Source organism: Streptomyces regalis (genome assembly GCF_001509475.1).
Lineage (GTDB): Bacteria > Actinomycetota > Actinomycetes > Streptomycetales > Streptomycetaceae > Streptomyces > Streptomyces regalis.
The window spans coordinates 1-17,704 of sequence record NZ_LLZG01000056.1; the positions used below are offsets into that span (position 1 = coordinate 1).

Genomic DNA, 17,704 nt, shown 5'->3' on the forward strand with positions numbered 1-17,704 from the left:
CCGTATCGCCGCGGTCGGCACCCATCACGAACTGCTGCACACCAACACCGAATACGCCCACCTCATGGCCGGAACCGAGGAGGCCGACCGATGACGGCGACGACCGCCACCGCACCGGGCAAGGACCAGCCGGTCGAGGAACCCCGTAAGGCGGACGATCCCTTCGACCGCGACGTCCTGCCCACTCCCCCGGGCGCCACCTCCGCCCTCCTGCGCTCGCTGCTCGCCCCGATGAAGGCGCGTGTCGCCGTCACCACGCTCCTGCTGCTGCTCCAGCAGGCGGCGGTGCAGGCGGGTCCGCTGCTGGTGGCGTACGCCATCGACTCGGCCGTTCCGGCGTTCCGGCGCGACGATCTCGGGCCGCTGATCGCTGTCGCGGTCGGCTATCTGCTGTGCGCACTCGTCTCCGGCGTGCTGCAGTACGCGTTCATCCTGCTCTCCGCCCGCGTCAACCAGGACGTGCTGCTCGACCTGCGCGGCCGTATCTTCCGCCATGCTCAGGCCCTCAGCGTCGACTTCCACGAGCGGTACACCTCGGGCCGGCTCATCTCCCGCTCCACCACGGACGTGGAGTCCCTGCGCGAGCTGCTCAATGAGGGCCTGCAGGAACTCGTCACCGTCATCCTGTCGTTCGTCTACATCTCGGCGATGCTGCTCTGGCTCGACCTCGGTCTCGGCGCGGTCGCCGTGGCCTCGTTCGTGCCGCTGTATCTCCTCGTACGGCTGTATCAGCGGCGCGCCGGGCGGGTGTACACGCTGCGCTCCACCGCGATCGCCGCCGTGATCGTCAAGTTCGTCGAGACGATGAACGGCATCCGCCCGGTGCGCGCCTTCCGCCGCGAGGCGGCCAACGACGCCGACTTCCGCGTGCTCAACACCCGGCACGAGCGGACGAACGGCGACGCGCTGCTGGAGATGGCCCGTTACGTCGTCGGCTCCCGGCTCGTCGCCAACACCGCCGTCGCGTCGATCGTGCTGTGGGGTGCCTACCGGGTCGCGGGCGGCACCCTGGCCCTCGGTGTGCTGGCGGCGGCCGTGCTGTATCTGCGGCGGCTGTACGACCCGATCGACCGGCTCGGCATGTTCCTCAACTCGTACCAGTCGGCGGCCGCCTCCCTGGAGAAGATCGCCGGGCTGCTGGCCCAGCAGCCGTCCGTGCCCGAGCCGTCGGCGCCCCAGCAGCTCCCGGCCCTGGCGAGCGAGCACCCCGGCCGCGAGGTCGTCTTCGACGGCGTCCGGTTCGGCTACCGCACCGGCGGCGAGGTGCTGCCCCGCTTCGACCTCACGATCCCGGCGGGCCAGACGGTCGCGGTCGTCGGCTCCACCGGCGCCGGCAAGTCGACGCTGGCCAAGCTGCTCGCCCGGTTCTACGACCCCTCCGACGGCCGGGTCCTGCTGGACGGGGTCGACCTGCGCGAGCTGGCCGTGCCCGAGCTGCGGCGCGGGGTGGTGATGGTGACGCAGGAGTCGTTCCTGTTCTCCGGTACGGTCGCCGAGAACATCGCGATCGGGCGGCCGGACGCGACCCGCGAGGAGATCGAGCAGGCGGCGAAGGCCATCGGCGCGCACGACTTCATCAGCTCGCTCCCCGACGGCTACGACACCGACGTACGCAAGCGGGGCGGCCGCATCTCCGCCGGTCAGCGCCAACTCGTCGCGTTCGCCAGGGCGTTGCTCGCCGACCCGGCCGTGCTGATCCTCGACGAGGCGACCAGCTCCCTCGACATCCCCGGCGAACGGGCCGTGCAGCGCGCGATGTCGACGGTCCTGCGCGGTCGTACGGCCGTCGTCATCGCCCACCGGCTGTCCACGGTCGAGATCGCGGACCGGGTGCTGGTCATGGAGCACGGCCGGATCGTCGAGGACGGCACACCGGCCGAACTCATCGCGGGGACAGGCAGGTTCGCGGATCTGCACCGGGCGTGGCGGGACAGTCTGGCGTAGCCGAACGGCGTGAGAGAAGAACGGGGAACGATGATCGACGCGTACGAGGATCCGGGCGAGCCCGACTGCCGCGGCGGCGCCCGGTATCTGTGGTGGCTGGTCACCCAGCAGGCGGGGCGGTCCGCGCTCGGGGCACTGATCTCCGCCGTCTGGATGGTGCTGTTGGCGGCGGCCCCGTATCTGCTCTCGCGCGCCGTGGACGAGGGCCTGGCGCCCGGTGACTACGCGGCGCTGGCCGCCTGGACCGGTGCGCTGGCCGGGGTGCACGTGTTCAACGCCTGGCTGAGCATCATGCGGCACCGCACGATGACCCGGGTGCGGATGGACGCCCTCTTCCGCACCACCAAGGTCCTGGTCGGGCAGTCGGTCCGGCTGGGCGCCGCGCTGCCGCGCCGGATCGGGGCCGGGGAGGTCGTCACGATCGGGGTGGGCGACGTCCACACGATCAGCAGCAGCCTGACCGTCATCGGCCCCGGGTTCGGCGCGATCGCCGCCTATCTCGCCGTCGCCGTGCTGCTGGTGTCGGTATCGGTGCCGATCGCGGTCGTGGTCCTGCTCGGGATGCCGGCGATCGCCGTGGTCGTCGGGCCACTGCTCGGCCGGCTGCAAGGCACCGAGACCGAGTACCGGGAGCGGCAGGGCGTCCTGACCGCACGGATCGCCGACCTCGCGGGCGGCCTGCGCGTCCTCAACGGCCTCGGCGGCAAGGACCTGGTCGCCGACGCCTTCCACCGCGACTCGCAACGGCTGCGTGCACAGGGGTACCGGGTCGGGGCGGTGACCAGCTGGGTGCAGGCGCTCGGGATGGGGCTGCCGACGCTGTTCCTGGCCGTGGTGACCTGGCTGGCGGCCCGGCTGGCCGCCCAAGGTGCCATCACGGTGGGCGAGTTGGTGTCGGTTTACGGCTACGTCGCGGTCCTGGTCCGCCCGATGGCGTTCGTCGTCGAGATGGTCTACCAGGTCGCGCGCGGCAGGGTGGCGGCGCGGCGAGTCGTACGGTTCCTTCGCCTGGAGCCGATGCCCGACACCGGCACCTGCGACGCGCCCGCGGAGCCTGCGGCACTGCACGACCCCGAGTCCGGGGTACGGGTGCTGCCGGGCCGCCTGACCGCACTGGCCGCCGCGCTGCCGGCCGACGCCACAGCCGTCGTGGACCGCCTGGGCCGCTACGTCCCGTCGGCGGCGACCTGGGGCGACGTGCCCCTGAGCGAGATCGCGTTGCCGCAGCTGCGGGCACGCATCCTGGTCGCCGACCACGAAGCCGACCTGTTCGCGGGCACGCTGCGGGAGCTGGTCGCCGGCCACGCGGGCCCGGACGGCCGGGACGAGGCGGCGATCACGCGGGCGGTCCACACCGCAGTCGCCGAGGACATCGTCCGCGGCCTGCCCGACGGCCTCGACACCCCCATCGACGCCCAGGGCCGCAACCTCTCCGGCGGCCAACGCCAACGCATCCGCCTGGTCCGCGCGCTGCTGGCCGACCCGGAAGTGCTGCTGGCGATCGAGCCGACGTCCGCGCTGGACGCCCACACCGAGGCACGGGTCGCGGAACGCCTGCACGCGGAAAGGCAGGGCCGCACGACGGTGGTGACGTCCACGTCCCCTCTGCTCCTGGACCGAGCGGACACCGTGCACTTCTTGGTCGACGGCAAGGTGGCGGCCACGGGCACACACCGCGAGCTGTTGGACGGGGAGCCGGGTTACCGAGCTTTGGTGGCACGGGACGAGGACGCCGAGGAGGCCATCAGGTGACGGACGAACAACGCCCTAAAGGGGCGCGGGGCTGTATCAATGAGCGGCTCCGCCGCGGGGCGCGACAAGCCACGACGCACCCGCACCCGGCAAACCACCCCAAGACCCGAGCTCTTGGCCGCACATCCCTCCCCATCGCTGAACCCAAAGACGTCCGCCGAGCCACCATCCGCCTCATCCGAGCCGACTCCAAAGCCTTCACAGCCACCCTCGCCCTGAACTCCCTCGCAGCAATCGCCGGCCTGGCAAGCCCCTGGCTGGTGGGCCGCATCATCGACGAGGTCCGCGCCGGCCACGGCGTAACGACCGTCGACAAACTGGCCCTGGCGATCCTGATAGCGGCAACAGCCCAGCTGTTGCTGTCCCGCTGGGCCCGCTACGTAGGCCACCGCTTCGGCGAACGCACCCTCGCAAGGGTCCGCGAGGAATTCGTGGACCGCGCACTCGCCCTCCCCGCGAACGTCGTGGAACGAGCCGGCACCGGCGACCTCACCGCACGCGGCACCACCGACGTCGCCCTCGTCGGCACGACCCTGCGCGACGTCGGCCCCGAGCTGCTCATCAGCTCCGTACAGGCACTGTTCCTGCTGGCCGCGGTGATCACACTGGACCCCCTGCTCGGCCTCTGCGGAGTACTCGGCTTCGGCGGTATCTGGTGGGCCCTGCGCTGGTATCTGCGCCGCGCCCGCGACGGCTACCTCGCCGAGGGCGCGGCCACCTCGGAGGTCGCGGAGGTCCTCGCAGCCACCGTGTCCGGCGCCCGCACGGTGGAGGCCCTGCGCCTCGAACGGCGACGCGTGGCGGCGAGCCGCGACGCGCTGGAGACGTCCCGCCGCACCCGGTTCCACACCCTGTTCCTGCGCACCGTCTTCTTCCCGGCCGTCGAGGTGTCGTACGTCGTCCCCGTGACGACGGTCCTGCTGCTCGGCGGCGTGCTGCTGGAGCGAGGCGCGCTCAGCCTGGGCTCGGTCGTCGCGGCCGCCCTGTATCTGCAACGGCTGAGCGAGCCGCTGGACGAGATCCTGATGCGGGTCGAGCAACTGCAGAGCAGCGGCGCCTCGTTCGCCCGCGTGGAGGGCCTGGCGCGAGCCCCGCAGGCGACGGAATCCGACTCCCCCACCCCCGCGGACGACCGGATCGACGTGACCGGCGTGCGCTACGCCTACGACCGCGGCGGCGAGGTCCTCACCGACGTCGACCTGACCGTGCGGCCGGGCGAGCGGCTCGCCGTCGTCGGCCCCTCCGGCGCCGGGAAGACGACCCTCAGCCGACTCCTGGCCGGCGTCGACGCGCCGACCGCCGGCTCGGTGACGGTCGGCGGCGTCCCGGTCGTCGCGCTCGGCCCGGAGCAGCTGCGCCGCCAGGTCGTCCTGGTCACCCAGGAGCACCACGTCTTCCTCGGCACGGTCCGCGACAACCTCCGTATCGCCGAACCGTCCGCCACGGACGAGGAGTTGTGGGCCGCGCTCACAGCGGTCGGCGCGGACACCTGGGTACGGGACCTGCCCGACGGCCTGGACACACCACTCGGCGACGGAGGCTGCCGTACGGACGGCTCGCAGGCCCAGCAGCTCGCGCTCGCCCGCGTGGTGCTGGCCGACCCGCACACCCTGATCCTCGACGAGGCCACGGCCCTGCTCGACCCGACGACCGCCCGCCACACCGAGCGCGCCCTGGCCGCCGTACTTCAAGGCCGTACCGTCATCGCCATCGCCCACCGCCTGCACACCGCGCACGACGCGGACCGCGTGGCCGTGATGGAGAACGGCCGCCTCACCGAGCTCGGCACCCACGACGACCTGGTCGCGGCGGACGGGGCGTACGCGGCGCTGTGGCGGTCCTGGCACGGGGAGCGGCCCGCCTCGCCCGGAACGGCGCAGGCCTGATCAGGCGATCTATGCTCGGTGGCAGCACTGTCCGCTTCTCCTGGGGAAGTCCCGTTGAACTTCTGGTCGATCTACGAGCACGGCTTTGCGCGGGTCGCCGCGTGCACCGGCCACACCGTCATCGCCGACCCGCAGGCCAACGCCGAAGCGGTCCTGCGGCAAGCCCGCCGGTGCGCGCGGGAGGGCGTCGCGGTCGCCGTCTTCCCCGAGCTGGGCCTGACCGGCTACTCCATCGAGGACCTGCTGTTGCAGGACGCGGTGCTCGACGAGGTGGAGCAGGCGCTCGGGACGGTGGTGGCCGGGTCGGCGGACCTGCTGCCCGTGCTGGTCGTCGGCGCCCCGCTGCGCCACCGCCACCGGATCTACAACTGCGCCGTGATCGTGCACCGCGGCCGGATCCTCGGCGTCGCGCCGAAGTCGTACCCGCCGAACTACCGGGAGTTCTACGAGCGGCGCCAGATCGCGTCCGGCGAGGACGAGCGAGGCGGGACGATCCGGGTCGGCGGCGCGGAGGTGCCGTTCGGGGTGGACCTGCTGTTCGAGGCGGAGGACGTCCCCGGCCTCGTGCTGCACGCGGAGATCTGCGAGGACATGTGGGTCCCGGTGCCCCCGAGTGCGGAGGCGGCCCTGGCCGGCGCGACCGTGCTCGCCAACCTCTCGGGCAGCCCGATCACGGTGGGCCGGGCCGAGGACCGCCGGCTGCTGTGCCGCTCGGCGTCCGCGCGCTGCCTGGCGGCGTACGTCTACTCGGCGGCGGGTCTGGGTGAGTCGACCACCGACCTGTCGTGGGACGGGCAGACCATGATCTACGAGAACGGCGTCCTGCTCGCCGAGACGGACCGCTTCCCGCTCGACGACCAGTACGCCGTGGCCGACGTCGACCTGGACCTGCTGCGGCAGGAGCGGCAGCGGACGGGCACGTTCGACGACAACCGCCGCGCCCACGCCACGCGGACCGGCGACTTCCGGAAGGTGCAGTTCCGGCTGGACCCGCCGGCGGCGGACCTGGGGCTGAAGCGCCGGGTCGAGCGCTTCCCGTTCGTGCCCGCGGACGCCGAGCGCCTCGCCCTGGACTGCTACGAGGCGTACAACATCCAGGTCGCGGGGCTCCAGCAGCGGCTGGCCTCGATCGGCGGCCCGAAGATCGTCATCGGAGTGTCCGGCGGACTGGACTCCACGCACGCGCTGATCGTCGCCGCCCGGGCGATGGACCGCGCCGGGCGCCCCCGCAGCGACATCCTCGCCTTCACCCTGCCCGGCTTCGCCACCAGCGACCACACCAAGGACAACGCCCACAAGCTGATGAACTCGCTCGGCGTCACCGCGGCCGAGCTGGACATCACGCCGACCGCGCGGCTGATGCTGCAGGAGATGGGCCACCCGTTCGCGTCCGGCGAGCCGGTGTACGACGTCACCTTCGAGAACGTGCAGGCCGGCCTGCGCACCGACTACCTGTTCCGGCTCGCCAACCAGCGCGGCGGCATCGTGCTCGGCACCGGCGACCTGTCGGAACTGGCGCTCGGCTGGTCCACGTACGGCGTGGGCGACCAGATGAGCCACTACAACGTCAACTCCGGTGTGCCGAAGACGCTGATCCAGCATCTGATCCGCTGGGTCATCGGCAGCGGCCAGTTCGACGAGGAGACCGGCAAGACGCTGGCCGCGATTCTCGACACGGAGATCAGCCCGGAGCTGGTGCCGGGCGAGGAGATGCAGTCCACGGAGTCCAAGATCGGCCCGTACGCGTTGCACGACTTCACGCTCTTCCATGTGCTGCGCTACGGCTTCCGGCCGTCGAAGATCGCCTTCCTGGCCTGGCACGCCTGGCACGACCCGGACGCCGGCGCCTGGCCGCCGGGGTTCCCCGAGGCCAAGCGGGTGGCGTACGACCTGGCGGAGATCCGGCGCTGGCTGGAGGTCTTCTGCCGTCGCTTCTTCGCGTTCGCACAGTTCAAGCGCTCGGCCATGCCGAACGGGCCGAAGGTCTCGGCGGGCGGTTCCCTCTCCCCGCGCGGCGACTGGCGCGCGCCGTCCGACGGTACGGCGCATGCGTGGCTGCGGGATCTCGACCGCTTCGACGTGCTGGGCGCCGAGTAGTAGGCGGCACGGCGGGGACATGTGGGCCCACCCATCCGGTTCGGATGGGTGGGCCTCTGCCGTTCCGGTCCGTATACCGAACATGAACATCCGGACAACGAACGATTTCCGGCCAACTTCCTGACGCGGTCCTGACAGAAACCGCAGTCAGCTGGCACTCTTCCCACGGCCGCGACACAGCAACCCCACAACACCATCACACGGCGGTGCCGCGGCTGAACTCCCGCACGCGCACGTCAGCTCCCGCACGCGCACGTCGTTCTGCGTACCACCTCGCTCTGCCCGGACGGCCCACCCGCCGGCCGGTCTCCCCTGGCCGCGTGATCCGCGGCCGCGCAGAAGGAGTCAGTGTTGAGAGACAGTTCCTCCCACAGACGCACCTCCCACACGACGCGTCGTCACACCACGCACCGCCGGGCCGCCGCAGTGGCCCTCGTCGGTGTCGCCGCCCTGATCGCCGCGGCCGTCCAGACAGGCGCCGCCACCGCAGCCCCGGAGAAGGCACCGTCGGCTGCGGGCAAGGTCATACCGGGCGCCGAGTCCGTCAAGCTCTCCCCCGCCCAGCGCGCCGAGCTGCTGCGCGAGGCCAACGCCACCAAGGCGGACACCGCGAAGGACCTGGGCCTCGGCGCCAAGGAGAAGCTGGTCGTCCGTGACGTCGTCAAGGACGGCAACGGCTCGGTCCACACCCGCTACGAGCGGACCTACGACGGCCTGCCCGTCCTCGGCGGCGACCTGGTCGTCGAGACCGCCAAGTCCGGCGCGACCGAGGCCGTCACCAAGGCCACCCGCGCCGCCATCAAGCCGGCCACCACCACGGCCGCCGTACCCGCGGCCAAGGCCGAGAAGCAGGCCCTGGCCGCCGCGAAGGCGGAGGACGCCAAGAGCCCCGACGTCAACCGGGCGCCGCGCAAGGTGATCTGGGCCGCGAACGGCAAGCCGACCGTGGCGTACGAGACGGTCGTCGGCGGCTTCCAGCACGACGGCACTCCGCAGGAACTGCACGTCGTCACCGACGCCACCACCGGCGCGAAGCTGTACGAGTGGGAGGCGATCGAGACCGGCACCGGCAACACGGTGTACAGCGGCACGGTGACTCTCGGCACCACGCAGTCCGGTTCGACGTACAACCTCACCGACGGCGCGCGCGGCGGTCACAAGACCTACAACCTGAACCGCGGCACCTCCGGCACCGGCACCCTCTTCTCCGGCTCCGACGACGTCTGGGGCAACGGCAGCCCGTCCAACCTGGAGTCCGCGGCCGCCGACGCGCACTACGGTGCGGCGCTGACCTGGGACTACTACAAGAACGTGCACGGCCGCAGCGGCATCCGCGGCGACGGGGTGGGCGCGTACTCCCGGGTGCACTACGGCAACAACTACGTCAACGCGTTCTGGTCCGACAGCTGCTTCTGCATGACGTACGGCGACGGCTCGGGCAACGCCAACCCGCTGACGTCGATCGACGTGGCCGCGCACGAGATGACCCACGGGCTCACCTCCAACACGGCGGGCCTGAACTACTCCGGCGAGTCCGGCGGTCTGAACGAGGCCACCTCCGACATCTTCGGCTCGACCGTCGAGTTCTACGCCAACAACTCCTCCGACGTCGGCGACTACCTCATCGGCGAGGAGATCAACATCAACGGCGACGGCACCCCGCTGCGCTACATGGACAAGCCCAGCAGGGACGGCTCGTCCAAGGACGCCTGGTACTCGGGCATCGGCTCGATCGACGTGCACTACTCGTCGGGCCCCGCCAACCACTTCTTCTACCTCCTGTCCGAGGGCAGCGGCACCAAGACCATCAACGGTGTCACCTACGACTCGCCCACCTCGGACGGCCTTCCGGTCACCGGCATCGGCCGGGACAAGGCGGAGAAGATCTGGTTCCGCGCGCTGACCACCAAGTTCACCTCCACGACCAACTACGCGGGCGCCCGCACGGGCACTCTCGCGGCGGCCGGTGAGCTGTACGGCACCACGAGCGCCGAGTACAAGGCCGTGCAGGACGCCTGGGCGGGCGTCAACGTGGGCACGCGCTCCGACGGCGGAGGCGGCGGTGGCGGTACGTCCTTCGAGAGCGGAACCGACGTATCGATTCCGGACAACGGGGCGGCCGTGACGTCCCCGATCACCGTGTCCGGCCGTACCGGCAACGCGCCCTCCAACCTCCAGGTCGCCGTGGACATCGTCCACACCTACGTCGGTGACCTCAAGGTTGACCTGGTCGCCCCCGACGGCACGGCGTACACGCTGAAGGGGTACGGCACCGGCGGCAGCTCGGACAACCTCAACACCACGTACACGGTGAACGCGTCCTCCGAAGTCGCCAACGGCGTCTGGCAGTTGCGGGTCCAGGACAACGCGGCCATCGACACCGGCTACATCAACAGCTGGAAGCTCACCTTCCCGTAGGCCCGTTCGCGGTCTGCCATGGACAGGGCGCCGTCCCGGCGGGTTCAACTCCCGCTGGGACGGCGCCCGTTCACATTTCAGAAACATTTACCGGACAGTCAAGTTTCGGCCAACATCACCACACCCTCCTGACATGTACGCGCCCCAGGTGTCACTCTTCGTGCACCCGCCGCACAAGCACCACAGCACTTCCCCCACAAAAGGAGCTCGTGTGACCCCCCTCTACGCGCGTCGCAAGCGCACCACTCTGGCCATCGCCACCGCCGTGGCGGCCGGAGTCCTCCTCACCACCGGTCTGACCACCGGCACTTCGGCCGCCGCCCCCGTGGACGCCGGCACCAAGGCCACGCCGCTCGCCGTCCCGGTCGCGCTCGCCCCCGCGGCGCGCACCGCCCTCGTCAAGGACCAGCAGGCCGAGGCCGCCGAGACCGCTGACGCGATAGGCCTGGGTGCCCAGGAGAGACTGGTCGTCAAGGACGTCGTCAAGGACGCCGACGGCACGCTCCACACCCGCTACGAGCGCACCTACGCGGGCCTGCCCGTCCTCGGCGGCGACCTGGTCGTCCACGAGTCGGCGTCCGGCGCAACCAAGGGCGTCACCAAGGCGACGAAGGCCACCATCAAGGTCGCCTCGCTCAAGCCGGCGATCACCGCGGCCAAGGCCGAGGGCCAGGCCGTGAAGCTGGCCAAGGCGGCCGGCTCGGAGAAGACCGAGGCGGACAGCGCGCCCCGCAAGGTGATCTGGGCCGCGAACGGCAAGCCGACCCTCGCCTACGAGACGGTCGTCGGCGGCCTCCAGGAGGACGGCACCCCGAACGAGCTGCACGTCATCACCGACGCGGCCACCGGCAAGAAGCTCTACGAGTACCAGGGCATCGAGACCGGCAGCGGCAAAAGCCTCTACTCGGGCACGGTCACCCTCGGCACCACCCTGTCGGGTTCGACGTACAGCCTCACCGACGGCGGGCGCGGCGGCCACAAGACGTACGACAAGGCCCGCAGCACCAGCTCCTCCGCGGGCACACTGTTCACCGACGCGGACGACACCTGGGGCACCGGCGCGGCGTCCAACAGCCAGACCGCCGCCGTCGACGCCGCCTACGGCGCCCAGACGACCTGGGACTACTACAAGAACACCTTCGGCCGCAGCGGCATCAAGAACGACGGCAAGGCCGCCTACTCCCGCGTCCACTACGGCAACGCGTACGTCAACGCCTTCTGGTCCGACAGCTGCTTCTGCATGACGTACGGCGACGGCGAGGGCAACACGAAGCCCCTCACCTCGCTGGACGTGGCCGGCCACGAGATGACCCACGGCGTCACGTCGAACACGGCGGGCCTGAACTACAGCGGCGAGTCGGGCGGCCTCAACGAGGCGACCTCCGACATCTTCGGCACGGCGGTGGAGTTCTACGCGGCGAACTCCTCCGACCCCGGTGACTACCTCATCGGCGAGAAGATCGACATCAATGGTGACGGCACCCCGCTGCGCTACATGGACAAGCCCAGCAAGGACGGCAACTCCGCCGACGCCTGGTCGTCCTCGCTGGGCGGCCTGGACGTCCACTACTCGTCGGGCCCGGCGAACCACTTCTTCTACCTCCTGTCGGAGGGCAGCGGCGCCAAGACGATCAACGGGGTGAGCTACAACTCCCCGACGTCCAACGGCTCCACGGTCACCGGCATCGGCCGCGCCAAGGCCGCCGCGATCTGGTACAAGGCCCTGACCGAGTACATGACGTCGACGACCAACTACAAGGCCGCCCGCACGGCGACCCTGAGCGCGGCGTCCGCCCTGTACGGCGGCACCGGCAGCACGGAGTACAAGGCGGTGGCGGCCGCGTGGTCGGCGGTCAACGTCAGCTGACCGCAGGCCTGTTGAAGCAGGGCCGACCGCAAGACTGAGTGGGGCGGCACCCGGGACGAAGGCATCCCCGGGTGCCGCCTTACGCTTGGGACCCATGTCCTTCACGTACGACGACGTCGGCGCGACCCGGGAACCCGGCTTCTGCCCGCCCGGCTTCCATCCCCTGCACGTACGCACCCGCATAGGCGAGGGCGAGGAGGTCTTCCGCAGAGCCGCCGGCGCGGTCATGACCTGGGAGATGCACCGCGCGATGGGCGTCGGCATAGACGCGTCGGCCGACCGCGCGGCCCCCGACGTCGATGTCACGGTCACCCTCGCCGGCATGATCAAGGCGCCGTGCCGGGTGGTGTGGACGGTGGAGGAGCCCCGCCGCATCGGCTGGGCGTACGGCACGCTTTCCGGCCACCCCGAGTGCGGGGAGGAGTCGTTCATCGTGGACCGCACGGGGGACGGCACGGTGTGGCTGACGGTGAACGCGTTCAGCCGGGGGGCGAAGTGGTACGCCCGGGCGGGGGGACCGGCCACCCGGGGCTTGCAGCATGCCTATGCGCGGCGGTGCGGCAACGTGCTGCGGCAGCTGTGCGAGCGAGAGCTCGAGGAGGGCTGAGGACCACCCCCAGCCCTCGATCGGGTCACCGCATCAACACCCCCGCCCCCTCCCCCACGTCCTCCGAAGGCACCGCCACCAGCCCCAGCTCCGCCCCGGACGCCAGCAACCGATGAGCCGGAAGAATCCGGACGGTATAGCCGTACGGCCCCGTCCGGTCCAGGGACAGCGGTCCCTCGTACACCCACCGTCCCTCCGCGTCCGGGCTCCCCGCCGACTTCAGCGGTACCGTCGAGGCGTCCGCGATGCGGTCCTCGGAGTCCACCCGCCCCGAGACCGCCTGGACCTCGACGTCGTCCGGCCCGAGGTCGCCCAGGCCCACCCGCACCCGGAGACTGAGCGTCGAGCCGAGTTCCGCGGTGGGGGTCACGGCGGACGTCTCCACGTGGTCGACGGTGACGCCGTGCCAGGCCGAACGGACCCGTGCCTTCCAGGCCGCCAGCTCGCGCGCCGCGTCCGGTGTCATCGCGCGGTGGGCGTGTGCGGCCGGGGTGTAGAGGCGCTCGACGTATTCGCGGACCATCCTGCCCGCCAGGACCTTCGGGCCCAGCAGTGTCAGGGTCTGGCGGACCATCTCGATCCAGCGGTCCGGCAGGCCGCCCTGGCCGCGCTCGTAGAAGCGAGGCGTGACGCGTTGTTCCAGCAGGTCGTACAGCGCCGCCGCCTCCACGTCGTCGCGGTGGTCGGGGTCCGTGCCGGTGCCGTCCGCGGTGGGGATGGCCCAGCCGAAGTCCGGCTGGAACCATTCGTCCCACCAGCCGTCCAGGACGGAGAGGTTCAAACACCCGTTCAGGGCCGCCTTCATGCCCGATGTGCCGCACGCCTCCAACGGCCTGAGCGGGTTGTTCAGCCAGATGTCGCAGCCGGGGTACAGCTTCTGCGCCATCGCCATGCCGTAGTCCGGCAGGAAGACGATGCGGTGGCGGACTCGCGGGTCGTCGGCGAACCTCACCAACTCCTGGATCAGGCGCTTTCCGCCGTCGTCCGCCGGGTGCGCCTTGCCCGCCACCACGATCTGGATCGGGCGCTCCGGGTGCAGGAGCAGGTCCATCAGGCGGTCGCGGTCGCGGAGCATCAGCGTGAGGCGCTTGTACGACGGGACCCGGCGCGCGAAGCCGATCGTCAGGACGTCGGGGTCCAGGACGCCGTCGATCCAGCCCAGCTCGGCCGTCCCGGCGCCGCGCTGCCGCCAGGAGGTGCGCAGCCGGTCCCGTACCTCCGTCACCAGCTGCTCGCGCAGGTTCCGGCGCAGCTCCCAGATGTCCTGGTCGGGGATCTCCGCGACCGCGTCCCAGCGGTCCGAGCCGCCGACGGTCATGGCGTCCTCGGTGCGCCGGCCGCCGATCTGGCGGGCGCCGAGACGGAAGACCTCGGGGGCGACCCAGGTCGGCGCGTGGACACCGTTGGTGACCGAGGTGATGGGTACCTCGTCGGGGTCGAATCCCGGCCACAGTCCCGAGAACATCTCGCGGCTGACGTTGCCATGGAGGAGTGAGACACCGTTCGCGCGCTGGCCCAGGCGCAGGCCCATGACCGCCATGTTGAAGAGGTTGGGTTCGCCGCCGGGGTAGGTCTCCATGCCGAGCTGGAGGATGCGCTCGACCTCGATGCTCGGGAGTTCGGCGTCGGGGCCGAAGTGGTGGGCGACCAGCTCGCGGTCGAAGCGGTCGATGCCGGCCGGGACGGGGGTGTGGGTGGTGAAGACCGTGCCGGCGCGGACGGCTTCCAGCGCCGAGTCGAAGTCGAGGCCCTCGGTGTGGAGTTCGGCGATGCGCTCCAGGCCCAGGAAACCGGCGTGGCCCTCGTTGGTGTGGAAGACCTCGGGGGTCGGGTGCCCGGTCAGACGGCAGTACGTCCGGACCGCCCGCACTCCTCCTATGCCCAGCAGCATCTCCTGCAGCAGGCGGTGCTCGCTGCCGCCGCCGTACAGGCGGTCGGTCACCCCGCGTTCGCCGAGGCCGTTCTCCTCGACGTCCGAGTCGAGCATCAGCAGGGGGACGCGGCCGACCTGGGCGAGCCAGACGCGGGCGTGCAGCTGCCGGCCGCCTGGCAGGGCGAGGGAGATCCGGGCGGGCGTGCCGTCGGGTTCCTTCAGGAGGGCCACGGGCAGCTCGTGGGGGTCCAGGACCGGGTAGTGCTCCTGCTGCCAGCCGTCCCGGGACAGGGTCTGCCGGAAGTAGCCGTGCCGGTACAGCAGCCCGACCCCGATGAGGGGTACGCCGAGGTCGCTGGCCGCCTTGAGGTGGTCGCCGGCGAGGATGCCGAGGCCGCCGGAGTACTGGGGCAGGGCGGCCGTGATGCCGAACTCGGGGGAGAAGTAGGCGACGGCGGCGGGGAGTTCGGCGGACTGGCCCTGGTACCAGCGCTCGCCCGTGACGTAGTCGTTGAGGTCGCCGGCGACCGCCGTCAGCCGGCGCAGGAACCGGCGGTCCTCGGCCAGCTCCGCGAGCCGCCCGGGCGACACGCTGCCCAGCAGCCGTACGGGGTCGTTGCCCGAGGCGGCCCAGCACTCGGGGTCCACGGACTGGAAGAGATCGCGGGTCTCGGCATGCCAGGACCAGCGCAGATTGCGGGCCAGATCGCTCAGCGGCCGGAGGGCTTCGGGGAGGACTGGACGGACGGTGAATCGACGGATCGCCTTCACGGTGTCACCTCGGGCAGCGCGTGGCAGGGGACGCACGGCGGTGTGCGTCCCGTCATCGCCCCCGACGGTATCGGTATGCGGGGCTTCGTAACCACAGTGCGTTTTGCGGCTGTCAAGCGGAGAGGGAAGAGCACGTCCGTCCGAAAAGCGCCGCAACCTTTACACATCCCCCATAGCCGATATGGCCGATTCCGCCCCCGTAGGCCTCCTTGTGGCGACTTCTCACGTCACGAGAGGCTGACCGGTGGCGCACCGGCCCACGTCGGGTGCACCGGGCGAACCAGGGCCGCCGTGCGCCGAGTTGAGGAGGGGAACTCACACCATGGCACGGACGCGCATACGGCGTCTGCGCCGGGCCGGTGGTCTGACCGCGGTGACCTGTGTCGCCGCGCTCTCGGCCACCACCATGCCCGCGCACGCCGCACCGGAGGGGCAGATACTCGGCGCCGGGGACCCCGGCGCCGTCAGCGGCAGTTACCTGGTGACACTCAAGGGAGGAACGAAGGCTCCGTCGGCAGCCGGAAAGAGCCTCGCCGAGAAGTACGGGGCGAAAATCAGCCACACCTACGGCTCGGTCCTCAACGGCTACGCCGTGCGGGCCAACGAGAGACAGGCCAAGCGGCTCGCAGCCGACTCCCGCGTCGCCTCGGTCGTCCAGGACACCCGCGTGATGTCGGCCCACACACAGAAGAACCCGCCGTCCTGGGGGCTCGACCGCATCGACCAGCGCAGCCTGCCGCTGGACAAGAGCTACACCTGGCCCGAGTCCGCGGGCGCCGGAGTGACGGTGTACGTGATCGACACCGGCATCCGCATCTCGCACAAGGACTTCGGCGGCCGGGCGAGCTACGGCTGGGACTTCGTCGGCAACGACAAGACCGCGAGCGACGGCAACGGCCACGGCACCCATGTCGCCGGCACGGTCGCGGGCAGCAAGTACGGCGTCGCCAAGAACGCCAAGGTCGTCGCCGTGCGCGTCCTCGACAACGCCGGCAGCGGCACCACGGCCCAGGTCATCGCGGGCATCGACTGGGTGACCAAGCACGCCAGGAAGCCCGCGGTCGCCAACGTCAGCCTCGGCGGCTACCGCAACACGCAGCTGGACGCCGCCGTACGCAACTCCATCGCGTCCGGCGTCACCTACGCGGTCGCGGCGGGCAACGACGGGCTGCCGGCCAACCTGTACTCCCCCGCGGCGGTGAAGGAGGCCATCACCGTGGGCGCCACCGACAAGACGGACGCGCGGGCGAGCTTCTCCAACTTCGGCTCGGCCCTGGACCTGTTCGCCCCGGGCGTCGCGATCACCTCCGCGTCGTACGCGAGCGACACCGGCAAGGCGACCTACTCCGGTACGTCGATGGCGTCGCCGCACGCGGCGGGCGTGGCCGCGCTCTATCTGGCCGACCATCCCAAGGCGGGGCCCGCACAGGTGTCCAAGGCCTTGGTGGCGCAGGCGGTGTCCGGCAAGGTCTCCGGCCGGGGGCTCGGCTCACCGGACGAACTCCTGCAAGTACCGGGCTCGTAGCGGTCTGTTGTCGGCCAAGTGCAGGCACCGGCCCCGTTCCTGAGGAACGGGGCCGGTCTTGTGTGTAGACATACGCGTGAGTAGTTAACAAAGTGCCGGATTGCGTACCCGAATAGGGTGGGAAGGCTCCTCCGGTACACCCCACCTGTGCGCCCCCGGGCGCGCCCACGCAGGACCCACCTCCCCACAGCCATCCGCCCACCCAAGTTGACGCGGACAGGAGCGGTCATGCCCGCCATGCACCACCAGTCGTCCTCACCCCCGACGTCCAGCACCGACGCACCGCGCGTCCCCCGTGCGGCCACCGCCGACACCGGACCGCCGGCTCGGGAGCGACCCTCCGCGAGCGACGCGGCCGTCGGCGTCGGGCGCATACCCGTCCTCGACGTCCGCCCGATCGTCCAGCACGGGCGCAGGCCCGCCAAGGCGGTCACCGGCGAGACCTTCGAGATCTCGGCGACCGTGTTCCGCGAGGGGCATGACGCGGTCGCCGCCAATGTCGTCCTGACCGGCCCGGACGGCCGCCTCGGCCCCTGGACGCCGATGCGTGAACTGGCCCCGGGCACCGACCGCTGGGGCGCCACCGTCACCGCCGGCGAGCCCGGCCACTGGACCTACGGGGTCGAGGCCTGGGGCGATCCGGTCACGACCTGGCGGCACCACGCCCAGATCAAGATCCCGGCCGGCATGGACACGGACCTGGTCCTGGAGGAGGGCGCGCGGCTGTACGAGCGTGCGGCCACGTCGGTGCCCGAGGGCGAGGGCCGGCCAGTGATCCTCGCGGCCGTCGAGGCCCTGCGGGACGAGAGCCGCCCGGCCGCCTGGCGGTTGGCGGCCGCGTTGACGCCCGAGGTGGATGCGGTGTTGGGGCGGTATCCGTTGCGGGATCTGGTGACGGCGTCGGATCCGTTGCCGCTGCTGGTGGAGCGGGAGCGGGCCCTGTACGGCTCCTGGTACGAGTTCT

At 71.2% G+C, this 17,704-nt stretch carries 10 protein-coding genes; 9 read left to right on the top strand and 1 reads right to left on the bottom strand.

Going from position 1 to position 17,704, the window contains the following annotated elements; genetic code table 11:
- The first annotated feature begins 90 nt into the window (after positions 1 to 90).
- The 7 genes from ADL12_RS10330 to ADL12_RS10360 all read left to right on the top strand — a co-directional run bounded on the left by ADL12_RS10330 (position 91) and on the right by ADL12_RS10360 (position 12,571).
- Complete coding sequence (locus ADL12_RS10330; protein WP_062700814.1) at positions 91 to 1,944, top strand: ABC transporter ATP-binding protein; 1,854 nt, start codon at positions 91 to 93, stop codon at positions 1,942 to 1,944.
- Positions 1,945 to 1,974: 30 nt separating this feature from the next.
- The gene (locus tag ADL12_RS10335) at positions 1,975 to 3,696 is read left to right on the top strand and encodes an ABC transporter transmembrane domain-containing protein (protein ID WP_062700816.1); all 1,722 of its coding nucleotides are present in this window, start codon (positions 1,975 to 1,977) and stop codon (positions 3,694 to 3,696) included.
- A gap of 134 nt (positions 3,697 to 3,830) precedes the next feature.
- Complete coding sequence (locus ADL12_RS10340; protein WP_062700830.1) at positions 3,831 to 5,582, top strand: ABC transporter ATP-binding protein; 1,752 nt, start codon at positions 3,831 to 3,833, stop codon at positions 5,580 to 5,582.
- Between the two features lie 54 nt (positions 5,583 to 5,636).
- Positions 5,637 to 7,679 (top strand): NAD(+) synthase, encoded by a 2,043-nt coding sequence (locus ADL12_RS10345; RefSeq protein ID WP_062700818.1) that lies wholly within the window; start codon positions 5,637 to 5,639, stop codon positions 7,677 to 7,679.
- A 351-nt stretch (positions 7,680 to 8,030) separates the two neighbouring features.
- Positions 8,031 to 10,097 carry a M4 family metallopeptidase gene (locus tag ADL12_RS10350; RefSeq protein WP_062700820.1) on the top strand — a complete coding sequence of 689 codons (2,067 nt, stop codon included), beginning with the start codon at positions 8,031 to 8,033 and terminating at the stop codon, positions 10,095 to 10,097.
- A 211-nt stretch (positions 10,098 to 10,308) separates the two neighbouring features.
- The gene (locus tag ADL12_RS10355; protein ID WP_062700822.1) at positions 10,309 to 11,964 is read left to right on the top strand and encodes a M4 family metallopeptidase; all 1,656 of its coding nucleotides are present in this window, start codon (positions 10,309 to 10,311) and stop codon (positions 11,962 to 11,964) included.
- Positions 11,965 to 12,058: 94 nt separating this feature from the next.
- Complete coding sequence (locus ADL12_RS10360; RefSeq protein WP_062700824.1) at positions 12,059 to 12,571, top strand: DUF1990 domain-containing protein; 513 nt, start codon at positions 12,059 to 12,061, stop codon at positions 12,569 to 12,571.
- A 25-nt stretch (positions 12,572 to 12,596) separates the two neighbouring features.
- Here the strand turns inward: ADL12_RS10360 and ADL12_RS10365 are convergent, their stop codons facing one another.
- Positions 12,597 to 15,215: a glycosyltransferase family 1 protein gene (locus tag ADL12_RS10365; protein WP_062700826.1), complete on the bottom strand. Its 2,619-nt coding sequence runs from the start codon at positions 15,213 to 15,215 to the stop codon at positions 12,597 to 12,599.
- A gap of 322 nt (positions 15,216 to 15,537) precedes the next feature.
- On the opposite strand from ADL12_RS10365, the gene ADL12_RS10370 reads away from it, so the two are divergent.
- The gene (locus ADL12_RS10370; protein ID WP_062700828.1) at positions 15,538 to 16,740 is read left to right on the top strand and encodes a S8 family peptidase; all 1,203 of its coding nucleotides are present in this window, start codon (positions 15,538 to 15,540) and stop codon (positions 16,738 to 16,740) included.
- A 228-nt stretch (positions 16,741 to 16,968) separates the two neighbouring features.
- Positions 16,969 to 17,704: maltotransferase domain-containing protein (locus ADL12_RS10375; RefSeq protein WP_159053136.1), on the top strand; the 736-nt coding region annotated here is incomplete at its 3' end.